Source organism: Acinetobacter sp. ANC 4636, assembly GCF_054454555.1.
Genome location: NZ_JBTKVD010000007.1, coordinates 108,281 through 125,666 on the forward strand (window position 1 = coordinate 108,281; position 17,386 = coordinate 125,666).

General features: G+C 43.0%; 15 protein-coding genes. 9 read left to right on the top strand and 6 right to left on the bottom strand.

The features are described 5' to 3' along the window. Position 1 precedes the first annotated feature (1 nt). The 6 genes from ACX1N5_RS09425 to ACX1N5_RS09450 all read left to right on the top strand — a co-directional run bounded on the left by ACX1N5_RS09425 (position 2) and on the right by ACX1N5_RS09450 (position 5,607). Positions 2 to 1,429: a phosphomannomutase/phosphoglucomutase gene (locus ACX1N5_RS09425; protein WP_458801685.1), complete on the top strand. Its 1,428-nt coding sequence runs from the start codon at positions 2 to 4 to the stop codon at positions 1,427 to 1,429. 10 nt (positions 1,430 to 1,439) lie between these two features. Then, positions 1,440 to 2,354: an acetylglutamate kinase gene (gene argB / locus ACX1N5_RS09430; protein WP_004753965.1), complete on the top strand. Its 915-nt coding sequence runs from the start codon at positions 1,440 to 1,442 to the stop codon at positions 2,352 to 2,354. 179 nt (positions 2,355 to 2,533) lie between these two features. Next, a complete protein-coding gene (locus tag ACX1N5_RS09435; RefSeq protein ID WP_458801683.1) occupies positions 2,534 to 3,382 on the top strand; it encodes a class II glutamine amidotransferase in 849 nt (282 codons plus the stop codon). A gap of 225 nt (positions 3,383 to 3,607) precedes the next feature. Further along, positions 3,608 to 4,063, top strand: a complete 456-nt coding sequence (locus tag ACX1N5_RS09440; RefSeq protein WP_034426043.1) for a bacteriohemerythrin — start codon at positions 3,608 to 3,610, stop codon at positions 4,061 to 4,063. A gap of 150 nt (positions 4,064 to 4,213) precedes the next feature. After that, the gene (locus tag ACX1N5_RS09445) at positions 4,214 to 5,296 is read left to right on the top strand and encodes a hypothetical protein (RefSeq protein WP_458801681.1); all 1,083 of its coding nucleotides are present in this window, start codon (positions 4,214 to 4,216) and stop codon (positions 5,294 to 5,296) included. Next, positions 5,296 to 5,607: an RnfH family protein gene (locus ACX1N5_RS09450; RefSeq protein WP_131379203.1), complete on the top strand. Its 312-nt coding sequence runs from the start codon at positions 5,296 to 5,298 to the stop codon at positions 5,605 to 5,607. The genes ACX1N5_RS09445 and ACX1N5_RS09450 overlap by 1 nt, the downstream gene beginning before the upstream one ends. A 67-nt stretch (positions 5,608 to 5,674) precedes the next feature. Here the strand turns inward: ACX1N5_RS09450 and ACX1N5_RS09455 are convergent, their stop codons facing one another. Then, positions 5,675 to 6,061, bottom strand: coding sequence for an outer membrane protein assembly factor BamE (locus ACX1N5_RS09455; protein ID WP_131379201.1), 387 nt, complete (start codon positions 6,059 to 6,061; stop codon positions 5,675 to 5,677). A 111-nt stretch (positions 6,062 to 6,172) separates the two neighbouring features. On the opposite strand from ACX1N5_RS09455, the gene fur reads away from it, so the two are divergent. Further along, positions 6,173 to 6,610, top strand: coding sequence for a ferric iron uptake transcriptional regulator (gene fur, locus ACX1N5_RS09460; protein ID WP_004753949.1), 438 nt, complete (start codon positions 6,173 to 6,175; stop codon positions 6,608 to 6,610). A 64-nt stretch (positions 6,611 to 6,674) separates the two neighbouring features. Here fur and ACX1N5_RS09465 read toward each other — a convergent pair whose 3' ends face one another. Both ACX1N5_RS09465 and ACX1N5_RS09470 read right to left on the bottom strand, forming a co-directional pair. Continuing rightward, the gene (locus ACX1N5_RS09465; RefSeq protein ID WP_131379708.1) at positions 6,675 to 7,793 is read right to left on the bottom strand and encodes a PilT/PilU family type 4a pilus ATPase; all 1,119 of its coding nucleotides are present in this window, start codon (positions 7,791 to 7,793) and stop codon (positions 6,675 to 6,677) included. A gap of 27 nt (positions 7,794 to 7,820) precedes the next feature. Beyond that, positions 7,821 to 8,858: a type IV pilus twitching motility protein PilT gene (locus ACX1N5_RS09470; protein WP_131379199.1), complete on the bottom strand. Its 1,038-nt coding sequence runs from the start codon at positions 8,856 to 8,858 to the stop codon at positions 7,821 to 7,823. 109 nt (positions 8,859 to 8,967) lie between these two features. Between ACX1N5_RS09470 and ACX1N5_RS09475 the strand changes: the two genes are divergently transcribed. After that, the gene (locus ACX1N5_RS09475) at positions 8,968 to 9,654 is read left to right on the top strand and encodes a YggS family pyridoxal phosphate-dependent enzyme (RefSeq protein WP_458801678.1); all 687 of its coding nucleotides are present in this window, start codon (positions 8,968 to 8,970) and stop codon (positions 9,652 to 9,654) included. Between the two features lie 300 nt (positions 9,655 to 9,954). On the opposite strand, the gene ACX1N5_RS09480 is transcribed toward ACX1N5_RS09475, so the two are convergent. Next, complete coding sequence (locus tag ACX1N5_RS09480; RefSeq protein WP_458801676.1) at positions 9,955 to 13,551, bottom strand: AAA family ATPase; 3,597 nt, start codon at positions 13,549 to 13,551, stop codon at positions 9,955 to 9,957. Positions 13,552 to 13,560: 9 nt separating this feature from the next. Beyond that, entirely contained in the window at positions 13,561 to 14,811 is a 1,251-nt protein-coding gene (locus tag ACX1N5_RS09485) for an exonuclease SbcCD subunit D C-terminal domain-containing protein (protein WP_458801674.1), read from the bottom strand. A 552-nt stretch (positions 14,812 to 15,363) separates the two neighbouring features. On the opposite strand from ACX1N5_RS09485, the gene ACX1N5_RS09490 reads away from it, so the two are divergent. Then, on the top strand, positions 15,364 to 16,266 hold the full coding sequence (locus ACX1N5_RS09490; RefSeq protein WP_458801672.1) for a TIGR01777 family oxidoreductase: 903 nt from the start codon (positions 15,364 to 15,366) through the stop codon (positions 16,264 to 16,266). Here the strand turns inward: ACX1N5_RS09490 and thiO are convergent, their stop codons facing one another. Next, positions 16,267 to 17,382, bottom strand: coding sequence for a glycine oxidase ThiO (thiO, locus tag ACX1N5_RS09495; RefSeq protein ID WP_458801670.1), 1,116 nt, complete (start codon positions 17,380 to 17,382; stop codon positions 16,267 to 16,269). Positions 17,383 to 17,386 lie beyond the last annotated feature (4 nt).

Sequence of the window (17,386 nt, forward strand, 5' to 3'; positions counted from 1 at the left end):
TATGCAGTTAAACAAAAATGATTTTCCTGCGCATATCTTCCGTGCCTACGATATTCGGGGCAAGTTGAATGTTCTGACGCCAGTTGTCGTACAAGCGATCGCTGAAGCATTATCCCAACAATATTTACAACATCGGGTAATGACTGTGGTATTGGGCTATGATGCCCGTTTGACCAGTCCTAGTTATGCAGCCATTTTAGAACAAACTTTTAAAAAGAACGGCTTAAATGTGATCGAATTAGGCTGTTGTTCCACGCCATGTTTATATTTTTTCGCCATGCAGCACGGCGGTAATGGCGTGATGGTGACAGCAAGTCATAACCCAAAAAGTGACAATGGCGTTAAATGGATGTGTCAGGGAGATCCTTCATCTCCTGAACAAATTCAACAGGTTGCATTGTTAGCACAGCAACATTATCAACAGCAGCAATGTGTGATTTCATTTGCAGATCAGCCACATCAATTTATTGAGTCGTATAAAGCTGAATATTTGCAGTATTTACAACGCGATATTCATTTGGCGCGCCCCCTCAAAGTCGTAGTAGATGGTTTATACGGTTCTGCTGGGCAGTATGCTGTGGCGATTTTGCAACGCTTGGGTTGTCAGGTGATTGCACTACGCTGCGAAGCCAATGGCGAATTTCCTGAGCATGCACCTGATCCATCCACGGCCAAGCATTTGGAAAAACTCTGTCATACGGTACGTGAGCAGCGGGCTGATTTGGGCTTTGCTCTCGATGGAGATGGCGACCGTGTGGTAATGGTCGATGAAACGGGAGCAATTTTGCGTGCTGACCGTTTATTGTGCCTATTTGCCAAAATGTGCCTTGAACATCAGCCACAACGTGAAGTGGTATTTGATGTGAAATGCTCAAGCTTAGTGATTCAACAAATTAAGCACTATGGCGGTATTCCTCACATGTTACGTACAGGTAGTACCTTCTTGCGTAAATATATTGCGCATTCACAAGGACAGGCAATTTTTGGTGGGGAATATGCCGGGCATTATGTGTTTAATGACGGGCGTGGCAAAGGCTATGATGATGGTTTGTATGCAGCACTGCGTGCGATGGAATATTTAACCCAAAGCTCCACTCAGAAATTTTCAGGGTTGTTTGCACAAATTCCTGAGCGTTATGCGACAGAAGACACCTATATCCGTACTTATCAGCATCATCCTGTCGATGTATTACAAGATATTGAGCAACAAAGTCATAAAATTGCAGCACATTTGACGAAAATCGATGGGGTTAGGCTTGATTTTGATGATGGTTTTGGCATTATTCGAGCATCCAATACTGGCGAATATTTAACAGTACGCTTCGATGCCAGTAGTGCATCGCGTTTAAATGAAATTCGTCAAAACTTTGCATATCTGCTCAGCGAAAAATATCCAGAAATCGCGCACGATATTTGTAACGCGCAATAAGGAGAGGCACATGCCACACCAACACACTGGCCTCGACAAAGCACAGGTTTTAACAGAAGCTTTGCCGTACATTCAACGTTTCTCAGGAAAAACCCTTGTGGTCAAATATGGCGGCAATGCCATGACGGATCCTGAGCTTGAAAGCTCTTTTGCGCGAGACATTGTGTTGCTTAAAACTGTTGGCTTAAACCCAATTGTTGTACACGGTGGCGGGCCGCAAGTAGATTCCTTGCTCAAGCGTTTGGGGCAAGAGTCAGACCGTATCGATGGTATGCGTGTGACCGATGCTGCGACCATGGAAGTAGTGGAAATGGTGCTTGGCGGTAGCGTCAACAAATCCATTGTAAATCTGATTAACCAGCATGGTGGACGTGCCATCGGTTTGACAGGTAAAGACGGTAATTTACTCCGTGCCCGTAAGCTATTGATGAAAAAACAGAATGAAGATGGTTCTGTAAAAGAGATTGATTTGGGTATGGTCGGTGAAGTCGTAGGTGTGAAAACTGACGTTTTACAGATGTTTACTCAAAGTGACTTTATTCCTGTCATTGCACCGCTCGGTGTCGATGAACAAGGCAATACTTACAACATCAATGCTGACTTGGTGGCTGGTAAAGTGGCTGAAGCCTTGGGGGCAGAAAAACTGATTTTGTTGACCAACATCAGCGGCGTGCTCGATGAAAATAAAAATCTGCTGACTGGTTTAACCACGCATGAAGTCGATCAGTTGATCGAAACAGGTGTGATTTATGGTGGCATGATTCCAAAAGTCAGTTGTGCGCTAGATGCGGTCAAAGGTGGTGTGGTGAGTGCACATATCGTCGATGGGCGAGTGCCACATGCAACCTTGTTGGAAATCTTTACCGATCACGGGGTTGGAACACTGATTACCAACCGTGCCAAATCTGGGCATCCGCAAGTTTAAATCCAAAGAACCGCAGCAATGCGGTTTTTTTACATTTAAAACTTATTATTCAATAATTCTAATTAGATTTTATTTGTTAGCATTATTTTTCATAAAGACAGTGAAAAAACGCATTTGCAGATCGAAGCTGCATCCGCTACATTGCCTATAGATGTATTTGATTGTAAGAAGATTTAAGTATGTGCCAGCTACTCGGAATGAATTGTGCGACACCCACCGATATTACTTTCTCGTTCCGAGGGTTTTCACAACGCGCGGGGGTGACCTCTGATCATTGTGATGGCTTTGGCATAGCTTTTTTTGAAGATAAAGCCTGCCGCTTGTTTGTCGATAACCAGTCTGCGGTCGAGTCACCGATTGCTGACTTGATTCGCAATTATCCGATTAAATCACGCAATGTGATTGCACATATCCGTAAAGCGACACAAGGTAAAATCACCCTTGAAAATTCGCATCCGTTTTTGCGTGAGTTGTGGGGGCGTCACTGGATTTTCGCACATAATGGCGATCTGCATGGGTTTCAGCCTGCGCTGAGTGGGCATTTTACGCCTGTTGGCAATACTGACAGTGAATATGCATTTTGCTTTTTGCTAGATCAGTTGGTGGAGCGTTTTGGTTATCAGGAACCTTCAATTCAAGATATTTTTCAGGTTTTACAGGAAGTTGCTCCACAAATTGCAGAGCATGGCACATTCAATTTCTGTTTATCCAATGGTCAAGCGTTGTGGAGTTATGCCACCACCAAATTACACTGGATTGTACGTGAATATCCATTTCAACATGCACAGCTGATTGATCTGGATGTCGAAGTTGATTTTAGTGAAGTAACCACACCAGAGGATCGTGTTGCTGTTATTACCACTGAGCCGCTGACACAAAATGAACAGTGGACAGCTTTTCGGGCAGGAGAAATGATTTTATTTCAGCAGGGGCGTCCGATTTTACATGCCATGACCATCGTACAGCGCTTGATTCGTGAAGCGCAAGACCCTTCTTTACGACGTATCAGTAAAGCTGATTTATATTAGATTTTTCGAATTATTTTTTATATTTGGTAAAAACTAACTATATAAGCAATTGAATTGATTAAAAAATACTTGATTCTTTTGGTTGGGTATGTGAGGTTTTGTGAACTTAATCAAATAATTAGTGAAAAGTGCTGTAATTCTGAGGACATTGCTTGGTTTTTCGTTGATCATTTTTTGTATATTATGCCTCGAAAATGAAATATGAATGCGTTAGGTGACCTCACTATGAAGATGAATTGGCGCTCTGAATACAATACTGGTATTGAAGTGATTGATGATCAGCATAAACGTATTCTCGATTATATTAATCAAATCGAAGATGTGCGTTTTACTCACGATCGCAATCAAATCAAAGTGGTATTGGATAATATTATTGACTATACCCAGTCTCATTTTACCTTTGAAGAAAGTCTGCAAGAAGAGGCAGCCTATAAGTATCGTGTGCCACATAAGCGCGTACATGACTTATTTATTAAAAAAATTGAAACCTATCGTGATCGTTTTATGATGGGGCAAGCCATTGAAGATGAGTTGCATCAAATTTTAACAAAATGGTTGATTAATCATATTCAACACGATGATGCCGATTATGTTGGTGCAGTCAAAGAAAACATGAAAGGTATTATTCGTGAGCATGAAAAGAAAAAAGGCAAGAACTGGTTCGCACGGTTCTTCTCATAAATAATAAAAACAATAAACTAGAATAATCATAAAAAACTACAGCTTGCTTTATGCGCCAAAAATCATTGCCTCGGCAATGATTTCTTTTTTCTACAAACTTTGATTTTCAGCCATGACAAAGGCAAAATAGCTCATTATTTTTAACTTCGGATGCAGGACAGACCTATGTCACGATGGTTATCGCCACTGATGGCGTTTTGTTTATCATTTATGTTGATTACCACGCTTGCGCCAGTGGTGGGGATTCAATTGGATCGGCAACTGGATTTCTGGTTGCTGTGGCTGGTCATGATGGTCGTACTGGCATTGCCTTTTGCCTACATGGAAGTCGCACTGGTTAAACGCGCAAAGACAACAGCCTTGCAAGCGTTGATGGCCTTGACGCGTGAAGCGGATGCTTCAGCATATTGGCGTATTGCAGGTTGGTTGGCTGTGGTGTTTATGCCATTTTTAGCAGGAGCACTGATTGCCAATGCGAGTCACTCCTTAACGCATTATGTCCAACTACCTGTTGCAGAAAATATTGTATTTGCGATTCTGGCGGTAGTTGCTGTTGCTGCATCATTTTTGCCACGCCTGATTTTGGTTGGTATGAGTGCAGTTATGCTGCTGGTTTCACTGGTTTTGAGTCATATCTTCCCATTGAACTTAACTGCATGGCATATCACCGCAATTCACTTCTCTGAATGGGGCTATGCGGTAGTTCTAGCACTGGTTGCTACAGGGCTGGGGTTAGGTGTGTATGCGCAGACCAGCTTGGTGCAAATCAAAGATACTGAGCAAGCCACTCCCAATGCTTTACCTGTTTGGGTCGCACAAGTGCTTGCAGTGGTACTTTTTGGCTTTTTTGCGGTACAAGCAGAACTTCCAGCGATTACTATTTTAGTGAGTGCAGTGGCAGTCGCTGCTGGCTTTATACAATTGGCGCGTGAACAATTACAGCAACGTCAAATTGCGATGGTTGTACAATGGGCCATTGTTTTAATTGCAATATTGACATGGGCATGTCTTGCAATTGTTCCAGTACTCAATACTGTACTTATGCTTTGGGGATTATTGATTTGTCTGATTTACGCGTTTTTTGCCGGTTGGATCATGAAAATCAGCCATTTGCGTAAATCACTGAATTTCAGTCAGGAAGTGACTTATAACCTGTGGCGTATTTCCGTGCGTATTGTTGCGCCTTTAGCAATTGTATTGGCAATGGTAGCGATTGTGCTGGGGGCAGTGTAATGCAGCAGGTTTGGGTTGCCTATGCAACCACACAGCAGCAATACTATATGACGGTTGAATTTCAGCAGGGGATGACTGTACAGGATGCGATTGAGCAGAGTGGTCTTACCATGCAGACTGACCTGCCGCAGCCTTTACAGGTGGGAATTTTTGGGGTCAAAGTTAGTCTTGAACATGTCTTGCAGGCAGGTGATCGGGTGGAAATATACCGCCCATTGCTAATTAATCCTCAAGATATTCGCCGTAATCGTGCTGCGAATCATCCCGTCGGACGCTATCAGAAAGGAAATCGGTTTAAACGATCTTCTTAATAAAAGAAAACCCCAATCAGATTTGATTGGGGTTTTCTTTTACCGTATCGATGCATCAATGGATCGATTAGGGTTGTGCAGACAGGATTGCATCTTTTGAAGATGGTAATCCTGGTTGTGCATCTGGAAGCGTGTCTAAGCCTTCAATTTTGGTAACAATACCTGATTTATCAAAGAAAATACGCAGATGCTGACCATGAGCTGCTGGAATCTTGGCTTTTTTCGCATAAGTTCCTGGGATATAATTGTAAACATAATCCCAACGTTCTGGATTAAGTGGGTCAGTAATGGTTGGGCTACCAAGTAAGAAACGAACTTGTTGGTAACTCATGCCAACATGTATCTGAGAAGCTTGGGCTTTTGTTAAAGGTGTCCCTTGAGGAATATCTATTTTATAGACACAGCCGGCAAGCAATGAACTGACGAGTAAGGTCGTCAACATAATTTTTTGCATTTTTGCTACACTATCCAAATCAATTGTGATGCATTTAATCTAGTGATAGATCATACTGCATATAAACTCTGTTGCATATTCCAACTTAACAAATTGTTGAGAGACTTTTTCATGCCCATTTCGAATCAAGATTTGCGTAAAGCAGGACTTAAAGTAACCCTTCCAAGAATTAAGATATTGGAATTACTTGAAAGCTCAAAACAACACCATTTGAGCGCTGAAGATATTTATAAAACATTACTAGATCAAGGTGAAGATGTTGGTTTAGCAACCGTGTATCGCGTGTTAACACAATTTGAAGCTGCCGGCATTATTCAACGTCACCATTTTGAAAATAATCACTCGGTTTTTGAAATTATGCAAGAAGATCATCACGATCATCTTGTGTGCCAAAATTGTAATAAAGTCCTTGAATTTACAAACGATGTTATTGAGCATGAACAGCATGAAGTTGCAAAAGAGTATGGTTTTACGCTTACAGGGCACTCGTTGAATTTGTACGGTTATTGCGATGCGACTGAATGTCAGGATGCATCACGCAAGAAATAATCCCTACATAAATATAACAAATAAAAAAGGCATTTCTTAAAGAAATGCCTTTTTTATTGATGACTTACTGGCCATCAAAGGTGATTTTGCTACTCGCGTTGAGGAGCTGACCTGCACCATCTTCGGAGAGCTTGATTTGTAAGCGTAGATCATTTGGCGAATCGGCATGACGAAGTGCATCTTTATAATTAATTTCACCTGCTTTATATAAATCAAACAAGGCTTGGTCAAAAGTCTGCATTCCCAGTTCGCGAGAGCGAGTCATGAGAGCTTTAAGCTCATGTATTTCGCCTTTACGAATATAATCTGCCATCAATGGACTATTAATCATGACCTCAATCGCTGCACGGCGGGATTTACCGTCAACTGTTGGTACGAGTTGCTGCGCTACAACGGCACGCAAGTTGAGCGATAAATCCAGATAAATCTGCTCGTGGCGTTCTGTTTCAAAGAAGTGAATGATCCGCTCAAGGGCTTGGTTGGCATTGTTGGCATGCAGTGTCGCAAGTACCAAGTGGCCAGTTTCAGCAAACGCAACGGCATAGTCCATGACTTCCTTGGTACGAATCTCACCAATCAAGATTACATCAGGTGCCTGTCGTAAGGTATTTTTGAGTGCAACTTCAAAAGAGTTAGTATCAATACCGACTTCGCGTTGGGTGATAATACAGCCAGCATGCTGGTGTATAAACTCGATTGGATCTTCAATGGTAATGATATGCCCTTTGGAGTTATGGTTACGGTGACCTAACAATGCAGCCAAAGAAGTCGATTTACCTGTACCTGTAGCCCCTACAAAAATAATAATGCCACGCTTGGCCATGACCAGTTCTTTAAGAACAGACGGTAACTTTAATTCTTCAACACTTGGAATTTTGTGTTCAATACGGCGCAAAACCATACCGGGTAAATCCCGTTGGTAAAAGGCACTGACACGGTAACGTCGGGTTTGTTCACGGTTAGTAATCGCAAAGTTGCATTCCCGAGTTTCACTAAATTCTTTGCGTTGCTTTTCACTCATGATGGCATGAATGAGCTGGTCAACTATTTCACCGGTCAGTTTAGTCGATGAAATGGGGGTAAGTTGCCCATTGATTTTCATTGATGGTTCAGCATCTGCGGTAATGAACAAATCCGATGCTTTTTTCTCACTCATCATGTTGAGTAAGTCATTAAAATCCATAGCCATGGCAGGGTTCCCTTCGCTGAATTACATAAAGCTGTCTGGTTGTTTGGCGGCGGTACGTGCGACATCCTTGGTAATCACACCCTTTGTGACAAGGTTTTTGAGGCTTTGATCGAGTGTGACCATGCCCTGATTGGCACCTGTTTGAATTGCTGAATACATTTGTGCCACTTTGTTTTCACGAATTAGGTTACGAATAGACGGTACACCCAGCATGATTTCATGTGCTGCAACACGACCACCCCCCGTTTTTTTCAGCAGGGTTTGTGAAACCACTGCCTGTAAAGATTCTGACAGCATGGCACGAATCATATCTTTTTCTTCAGCAGGGAATACGTCAATCACACGGTCAATGGTTTTTGCAGCAGAGGTGGTATGTAGTGTTCCAAATACCAAGTGACCAGTTTCAGCGGCAGTTAGTGCCAAACGAATCGTTTCTAAGTCACGCATCTCACCGACCAAAATAATGTCAGGGTCTTCACGCAGTGCTGAACGGAGTGCTTCGTTAAAGCCATGCGTATCGCGATGTACTTCACGCTGGTTGATCAGACACTTTTTAGATTGATGTACAAATTCGATTGGGTCTTCGATGGTTAAAACATGATCATAACGGTTTTCGTTAATATAGTCGATCATTGCTGCAAGTGTGGTTGATTTACCAGAACCTGTCGGTCCTGTAACCAGCACAATACCACGAGGAAATTCACAGATTTCTTTAAAGGTATTGCCTAGACCCAGATCTTCCATAGTCAGGATTTTTGAGGGAATGGTACGAAATACTGCACCTGCACCACGGTTCTGGTTAAATGCGTTGACACGGAAACGCGCCACGCCAGGAACTTCAAAAGAAAAGTCAGTTTCTAGGAGTTCTTCATAATCATGGCGTTGTTTATCATTCATGATGTCATAAATGAGGCGATGGACATCCTTGTGCTCTAATGCAGGAAGATTGATGCGGCGTACTTCACCATCAATACGAATCATCGGCGGTAAACCTGCAGAAAGGTGTAAATCCGATGCCCCATTTTTTGCAGAAAAAGCCAGTAATTCTGTAATATCCATTCTTGCCCCAAAGGTTTCGTTATTTTTGTAAAATAATAACGGCTTTCAAAACATCTAACCAATACTTTCCACCGCAAAACATGAAAAAAACCTTGAGAGATGCCTGTTTATGAATCATTACCAAGAATCTCGTGATGCTGTATTGCAACAAATACAACATGCATGTGCACAATCCCACCGTTCAGCTGATAGCATTCAATTGCTTGCCGTGTCGAAAACCCATCCGAGCGATGCTTTACGTGGCATGTATGCAACAGGTCAGCGAGCTTTTGGCGAAAATTATTTGCAAGAAGCACTGGATAAAATTGAGGCGTTGCAGGATTTGGCGATTGAATGGCATTTTATTGGGCATGTGCAGCGTAATAAAACCAAACATCTGGCTGAAAAATTTGCTTGGGTGCATGGTGTTGATCGCTTAATTATTGCTGAACGCTTGTCAGGTCAGCGTTTAGACTCCGATGAACCATTGAATATTTGTTTACAGGTGAATATTGATGGTCAAGATAGCAAAGATGGCTGTGCCCCTGAAGAGGTTGCAACATTGGTTGCGCAGATTAGCCAGCTTCCTCGTTTGCGTTTACGTGGTTTGATGGTGATTCCTGCACCCAATAATCTGAAAGCATTTGCCGATGCACAGACGCTATTTGAACAAGTCAAAGAGCACCACGCTCACCCTGACGACTGGGATACGTTAAGCATGGGCATGTCGGGCGATCTTGAAGCAGCAGTTGCCGCAGGCTCAACCATGGTTCGGGTCGGAACAGCATTGTTTGGTGCGCGAGATTATCAAAAATAACCATACAGATCAGGTGCTATCAGTCAGGCAAAAATTAAATGCGCGGTCTTATGCATGTAGTCATATTGTTTTGGAAAACGGAAGTCAAAATGATGTGTGGTATTGACCAGACTGACTCAGGGCTTTTAGCTCGTTTCAATGGGCTTAGGGTGAATACACACTGATGGGCTTGTTTATACAATTGGGGTTTCCCAGTCGTTGAAAACACGTTGTTTGGGAGACGCACGATTTTGACGATAGCCTTTGCGGAGGAGGGCTGTTGTGGCATCGTACGGTTCCCATTCACATCGGATCTATTGTCTAGCCCACAATTTCAATTTTACTTGCTCCTGAACCGAGTGGCTGCACTTGAATTTGTACAGGGATGCGTTCATGCATGTCCTGAATATGCGAGATCAGTACGACTTTACGTCCCTGATTTTGCAATTGATCGAGTGCATTCATCACCATGTGTAGCGATGATGCATCTAAGGTGCCAAAACCTTCATCAATAAACAGTGATTCGATTTTCATGGAGCCTGATGCCATATTGGCAATCGCCAGTGACAAGGCAAGGGCAGTGAGGAAGGATTCACCACCAGACAGTGAGGCAACCGAACGTACTTCGCCATCCATATCATGGTCAATGATGGCGAGGCTAAGCGAGTGTTCCAGACGCTTGAGCGTGTAACGCTGTGACAGCATCGCCAGTTGTTGATTTGCATATTCAAGTAAAATATCCAGATTGTATTGCTGAGCCAGATCACGGAATTTTTTGCCGTTGGCATCTCCCATTAAACCTGAAATTTTACCCCAGCGATGTTCCTGCTGCTGAATTTGCTGAATCTGTTCGAAAAATTCTTGTTGTTTCTCTAGATTGCGCTGATGTAGTTCCAGTTTAAGTTTGAAGTTGTCGCGGATGTCTTGGGTTTGTTGCAGGGATTCAAGCAATACTGTGAATTCGGTTTGCAGTTGAGCCAGTCCAATTTCAGGCTGATGGCCCAAATGTTGTTGTAATTGCTCTTGAATGGCTTTTAGTGCCGCCTGAGCATCTGCCAAGCCACGCTCGGCATCTTGAACGTCTCGGCGGATCTGTTGGGCTTCTTCAGGCGAAATGTGTTGTAGCTGAGAAAGTAACGGCTGATCAAACTCTGCATGTTGTGTTAGCCATTGTTCGATTTCAAGGGTTGCTGCCTGATGTTGCGCCGTCACCTGAAGCAACTGAATGTTGAGCTGATCAAGTTGCCGTTGCTGCTGATCAAATTTTTCGCGGGCTTGTTCGAAACTTTGGCGAATTTGGTTAAATTGAATCTGTAGATTTTGACGTTGCTCATCATATTGAATCAACCATTCATGTGGTTTTTCAATCTGCATTTGCGTCATTTTAAAAATCAATTGGATCGCGAGTTCTTTATTTTCTTGCCCTTTACGCTCACATTCTGCTTTCTCTTTTTCTGCTTGTTGAATTTGCTCATGCTTGGTATGAATTTCATGTATTTTTTGCTGTAAGCGCTGAGCTTGAGTATCAAATTGATGTTGCAAAACTTCGATATGGTTTAAAAGCTGACTACGTTGGTTGAGCTGCTGCACCATTTGATTGGCAATCTTTAGAGGGTGTTTTTGCCATGCATCACGTTGCTCTGTCGTGAGTAGATCGAGCAGATACTGAATATTTTGTTCAGACTGCTGCACAATCGAAAGTTGCTGTGACGTTTGCTGAATGTGCTGGGCAAGCTCACGTTGCTGCTTTTGGAGAGTGTCTAGCTGTTGGATCGACTGTTCGATCTGCTGCTTATCGTGTTGAAGTGTTTGAATGATTTGTAAAAGCTTCTGCTGGGTTAGCTCAGGGGCTTGGCTGAAATCAAGGTCAATTTGAGCTTGTGTGCAGACCTGACTCATGGATTGCTGAGTTTTTTCAAGATCAGCGGTTAAAGCATTTAGGCGGCTTTGATTTTGCGTGAGCGCCATACTGTGTTGTACATGAATCTGCTGCGCCTGTTGCCAAGCCTGCAATTGCTGTTGTTCCAGTTGAATGGCTTGTTGTTCTTGTTGTTCCTGTAAATTAAACAGCTCACTGGAAAGTGCAGATAAATCTGTTTTAAACGGATGGTGAGTACTGCCACAGACCAAGCAGGCTTCGCCTTCAATCAATTGCTCACGTAGCTTTTCAATATTTTCGGTATGCACCAGGCGTTGCTGCTGCAAGAGGCGTTGTAACTGTTCTCGTTCCAGTTTTTGGGTTTGATATTGCTGTTCAGTGTGCTGAACCTGTTGTGTACTTTGCTCAATCTTTTGTGAGAGTTCAGTAGATTGTTTTTGAACAGTATCTTGTTCTAAGCGAAGTTGAACATATTGCTGAAATTGAGTATTGATGAGAGCCAATTGATGGCTTTGTGCAAATATTTTCTCATGCTGGCTACGGAGCTGCCGTAATTGTGCATCAATATTTTGCTCATGACCAAATTGCTGTTGCAGTGAAGCAAGCTGTCGTTGTTTTTGACTTAAATCTGTTTGTGCAGTTGCAAACTCACCGAATTGTTGTTCGAAGCTTTGAAAATGCTGAATAAAGCGTTGTAGTGGTGCTATATGTGCAGACACTCCTTGATCCAAACTTGAAAATTGTGCGGTTTGTTGTAGCTGTTGTGACCCTTGCTCAAGCTGCATGCTGAACTGATCGCAGTCCGTTTGCAATTGAGTCTGTTGTTGTAATAACGGTTGTAAAGTTTGTTGCAAACTTTCTAGCGTGGATTTGGCTTTAACAAATTGCTTGCCAATAAATTCGCGCTCTTGAATATAGGTTCGGACTTTCTCAAGGTTGGACTGATGTATTTGTTCAAACGTATGTTGAGCTTTAAATTGTTGATCGACATTTTCAAACACAGTTTTTTCTTGTTCAAAACCGTGTTTAATAACGTTGAATTTTAGCTGGCAGCTTTGAATTTGCGGTTGTAACTGATGCAGTTCCGCCTGAGTTTTTTGCTGTTGAATCACACTCGGGCGAATTGAGGCAAAGGTTTCCAATTGTTTAAGTTGCGTGCGTTTTGAACCCAATGCATCAAATTTTTGTTGCTGCTCAGTCAGATGTTGCTGGCGTTGTTGTATATCCTGTTCGAGTTGCTGCTGCTGGGTAAACCAGCGCTGATATTGCTCAAGTTTTATCTTCTCAGTATTGAGTTTTTCATACTGCATATTGCTGTGTTGCAGTTGCTCGGTCAGTTCAGTCACAGCTTCATCTGACAAGATTTCAATATGTCCTAAAACATTTTCCAGTTCTTTACGTTGCTTGGCAATGTCACGGGTTTTTTCAAATGCCAATTGCCCGATTTTGGCAAAAATCGCCGAGTTGGTCAGATATTCGAGCAGTTCACCGCGTTCACTGTCGCGGGCTTTTAAGAAAGCAGTGACTTCAGATTGGGCTAGCAACACCGCGCGGGTAAATTGTTCAAACGACAACTGGGTAATGTTTTTGATACTGTCATCGACGGCTTTGGTTTTGTCGGCAATCACCACACCATCGCTCAGGCAAGTTAGCGAGCGCTGTACGCTTTGTAATTTGCCCGTAGGGTTTTCACGGGCGCGCTTGAGTTCCCAACGTGCCAAATAACGTTTCTGATCGGGTGCAATAAAGCTCACTTCAGCAAAACCATGCCCCGCGCCTCGCCGTAGCACGGTTAAAGGTGAATTAGATAATAATTCTGAACCGTCGACATCACGAAGTTTACCGTCGCTTTCTTTGAGGCGCGGAATTTTATTAAATAGGGCAAGGCACATCGCATCCAAAATCGTGGATTTGCCTGCGCCCGTTTTGCCTGTAATTGCGATCAGCCCTGCATTTGCCAATGGCTGACTTTCAAAATCAATCCACTGTTCACCTGCCAGAGATGCCAGATTTTTTATGCGAATAGATAAAATTTTCATGGCAAATCCTTAAGCAGAGGTTTCATCATCAAGTACATGTTGGGCTTGTTCAACCAAACTCATAAAGTCTTTGAGTACGCTGTCATCGGCATCGTAACCTTGTTTTTGCCACAGGCTGCTAAATAGTTTTTCAGGGGTCGGTGGTTCTAGACTTATGTTTAAAGCCTGATCTTGTTGCTGTTCATTGGGTAAATACTGGCGGGAAATCTTGACCAGTCGATAACGGTTTTTTGGCAGTGCATCTTCAAACTGTTGCCGCAAATTTAGAGCAGGTGGTTGGGCAGTGCTGTATTCAATATCCACATATTCACGTTGTTCAATCTCCTCAATTTCGCCGTGTGGTAAAGCCTGTAACTGGGTAAAGACTTCATCGAGACTGCCGCGAATGGCAATCAGGTTGATGCTGCGTGGAATGGCTATTGCGTCAAAAGTACACGGCTGTTCAGGATTTTTGGGATCAATCCTGACATCAACTACCTGATGCTTATAATGAATTTCGCTAAAAGACAAGGGGATCGGCGAGCCGCTATAACGAATATGTGCTTGTCCGACTTTTTGCGGTTTATGCAAATGTCCCAGTGCCACATAATCAATTGCACCATCAAATAATGCAGTAGACAGCGCTTCTTCATTACCAATGATAATTGGTCGTTCCGAGTCTGATGTTTCTGCACCTTGCATGTGTGCATGCGACATGACAATCAATGCCTGTTCAGGTGTTTTTCTTTTTTGTGCTTCGCCAATCAGGGTACGATGTAGATATTCAATTGCGGATTGGCTGGTGCTGGTCTGATCGTTCAGGCCTGTAATTTCCGCAGAACGTAGAAAAGGCAGTGCCACACACCACGCCACAATATTTTTTTGGGCATCATAAATCGGCAAAATCAGGCGCTCAGTATTTAAGCTTTTGTCATCGTTCCAGCGAATTACACCGACAGCTTTTGCATGGTATTTTTCCAGTAATGGTTCGACCTGTTCGATTCGATAACCTGAATCATGATTGCCGGCAATCATCAGGGTTTGCATCTGTGGTGCAGCCTCGTGTGCATCGGCAAGGAATTGATAGAGTTGTTTTTGTGCCTGTGAGCTCGGATTGATCACATCGAAAATATCACCTGCAATCAGCAGAGCATGTGGTTGTTTTTCTTTGATTTGTTGAATGAGCCATGCCAGAAATTGTTCATGTTCATAGTGGCGAGAATGGTTATAAAAGAATTGCCCCAAATGCCAGTCTGAAGTATGAAGAAAATGCACGCTCATAAAGTTGGAAGTCCTGCGAATGAATGCCCATAAGGTAGCATAAAGCTGTATGCAAGTTGCAGAATACGCATCAAGATTGAAAGTGACTTTTTTACGGTAATTGAATTGGGTTGATTGAATCTATTTTATTTTATTGATTTTTTTCTGGGTATATTGTGTTTCGATATTGCTAACCCCATATTAATTTATAGGTGTGATATTCAATAGATTGCTTAAAACGAGTGAAAAAATATTCTGAAAAAGAAAAGACCAACGATTCGAGTGATATAAATCGTTGGTCTAAGATACTTCGTACAACGGGTTATTTTTATGAAGTTACCCGAGGCAAAGATTGTTGATGGCAGGTAACTGAAGAGACGTTTTCGCTGATGCCGTGCAAAAACGTCAACAACAGACCTTGTACCCTATATAACGTCAGTGTTTGAGTAATGGTTGACAAGAAAAGCTAAAAAACTTTAAAAAAACTCAAGCGGTCTAATTTGTGATCAAATATTGGCAAGCATGCTATATTTTAGAGCATCTCATCTAATAAAAATGAATAAAGGAAATACTATGTCTGCTGCAACTATTTTGATTACAGGTGCTTCGGGCTTTATTGGCGGGCATTTGTTACCGTATTTGTTAGAGCGTGATTATCGGGTGATTGCCCTGAGCCGTAAAAATCGAACGTCAGACCACCATAACCTGCGCTGGGTTCAGAAACTCAGTCAGGTCAATAATGAAATGATTGACTATGTGATTAATCTGGCGGGAGAAAATATTGGTCAGCAGCGCTGGAGTACAGAGCGCAAAGAGCAACTGATTTATAGTCGGGTTGAGACTACAACACAATTGTTTCAGTGGCTTAATCACCAGAAGCATCAGCCAAAACTGGTGATTTCAGGTTCAGCAGTAGGTTATTACGGGATTGATGAACAGCAACAGTGGCAAAAGATTTGCGATGAAAATACTGAGCCCCAAGACATTTTTATGTCAGAACTTTGTCAGCAGTGGGAACAGGCCGCTTTAGCATATCAAGCGCAGTACACGGTTAAAATTATCCGTTTAGGCGTGGTCTTTGCCGCAGATGGTGGAATTTTACCGCAGATGCTGCAACCGATAAAAATGAAACTGGTTGGAAAAATCGGACATGGTCGTCAGCCTGTCGCATGGGTGCATATTGCTGATGTACTCAGTGTGATTGAGTTTCTAATCACTCATCAGCCACAGGCACACGTTTTTAATGTAGTGGCACCTGAACAGTCGACCCAACAGCAGTTTGCCGAGTGCGCTGCCAAATATTTGCAGGTTCGTCCACTACTGACAGCCCCAAGTTTTGCTTTTAAGCTTTTACTGGGCGAGCAATCTCAACTGATTTTAAATGGACAGTTTGTCCAGCCCAAAGCTTTGCTTGACGCAGGCTATCATTTTCATTATCCAACTCTGGATTTGGCATTGCAGCAATTATTGGCGTAATTAGGCGAGGGCATTTTGTATGAGACGCTGCGGCGAATACGCTGCTGGATCGACCAAAGTGCTTTGTTGCAACATGAGTTGACGCAGTAGGCGCGCAGAAGCAGGTCCCATACATAAACCATTACGGAAATGTCCGAAGTTGGCCCATAAGTTGTCGACCTCTGGCATTTGCCCGATGTAAGGCACGCCGTCTGGGGAACTTGGGCGTAAGCCTGCCCATTGATCGACCAGTGGAAACTGTGCCAGTTCTGGCACCATTTCAAATACCGCATCGACAATATTTTGCTGAATATGGGCTTTTGGTGTGTTGTCAAAACCAAAATCATTCATGCTTGAACCACAGACAATATGTCCATCACGCCGTGGAATCAGGTACATGACCTTATTCATACACATGGTCGGCAACCAGTTTTCTGGTGTTTTAAACAGTGCCATTTGTCCATGTACAGGTTTGACTGGAATGCTTAAATTGAGTGGCTCAGCCCAAGTTTGACTCCACGCACCTGTGGCAAGTACCACCTGATCAGCTACAAATTTTTCGCCATTTTCAGTGTGAATTGCTGTGACTTTCTGATTTTGAATCTGTAATTTTTGAATTGCACAGTTTTCCACAAATTTGATTTGATGTTGCTGTTTTAAATAAGCAATTAAAGACTGCAACAGCCGTGGGTTTCGCACATTGGACAGGTGCGGAAAATACAATGCCTGCTGAAACTGTTCCGAGACACGTGGGTTGACCTGATGTAAGTGTTGTCCCTGTAGCAGTTCTGCGTATTGCATCGGTTCCTGATAGCGTTGCGCATAGCTTTGCCCAATGGCAAAATCTTCAGGGTCAAAAATCAGCATACCTGTATGCTGAATCTGAAAATCAATCTGGGTGATGGGATACAACTGTTCATTGTATTCCTGATAAAGCGCCTTGCCATATTGAGCCAGCTGGTTGACCGCAGCAGGGTAGCGCCACGGGTACATCGGCGACAAAATCCCACCGCCTGCCCATGAAGCTGCTTTGCCTGCATGTTGCTGGTCAAAAATCGTGACGGAACAGCCGTGTTGAATCAGTTCAAAGGCTGAGAGTAAACCACTTACACCCGCCCCAATGATGGCAATCTGCATCGTG

Coding starts and splice junctions, on each gene's coding strand:
- ACX1N5_RS09485 (WP_458801674.1), bottom strand. CDS start 14,811: ATGAGCGTGCATTTTCTTCATACTTCAGACTGGCATTTGGGGCAATTC.
- ACX1N5_RS09475 (WP_458801678.1), top strand. CDS start 8,968: ATGAATCATTACCAAGAATCTCGTGATGCTGTATTGCAACAAATACAA.
- ACX1N5_RS09480 (WP_458801676.1), bottom strand. CDS start 13,551: ATGAAAATTTTATCTATTCGCATAAAAAATCTGGCATCTCTGGCAGGT.
- ACX1N5_RS09440 (WP_034426043.1), top strand. CDS start 3,608: ATGAAGATGAATTGGCGCTCTGAATACAATACTGGTATTGAAGTGATT.
- ACX1N5_RS09450 (WP_131379203.1), top strand. CDS start 5,296: ATGCAGCAGGTTTGGGTTGCCTATGCAACCACACAGCAGCAATACTAT.
- argB (WP_004753965.1), top strand. CDS start 1,440: ATGCCACACCAACACACTGGCCTCGACAAAGCACAGGTTTTAACAGAA.
- ACX1N5_RS09470 (WP_131379199.1), bottom strand. CDS start 8,858: ATGGATATTACAGAATTACTGGCTTTTTCTGCAAAAAATGGGGCATCG.
- thiO (WP_458801670.1), bottom strand. CDS start 17,382: ATGCAGATTGCCATCATTGGGGCGGGTGTAAGTGGTTTACTCTCAGCC.
- ACX1N5_RS09455 (WP_131379201.1), bottom strand. CDS start 6,061: ATGCAAAAAATTATGTTGACGACCTTACTCGTCAGTTCATTGCTTGCC.
- ACX1N5_RS09435 (WP_458801683.1), top strand. CDS start 2,534: ATGTGCCAGCTACTCGGAATGAATTGTGCGACACCCACCGATATTACT.
- ACX1N5_RS09425 (WP_458801685.1), top strand. CDS start 2: ATGCAGTTAAACAAAAATGATTTTCCTGCGCATATCTTCCGTGCCTAC.
- ACX1N5_RS09445 (WP_458801681.1), top strand. CDS start 4,214: ATGCAGGACAGACCTATGTCACGATGGTTATCGCCACTGATGGCGTTT.
- ACX1N5_RS09465 (WP_131379708.1), bottom strand. CDS start 7,793: ATGGATTTTAATGACTTACTCAACATGATGAGTGAGAAAAAAGCATCG.
- fur (WP_004753949.1), top strand. CDS start 6,173: ATGCCCATTTCGAATCAAGATTTGCGTAAAGCAGGACTTAAAGTAACC.
- ACX1N5_RS09490 (WP_458801672.1), top strand. CDS start 15,364: ATGTCTGCTGCAACTATTTTGATTACAGGTGCTTCGGGCTTTATTGGC.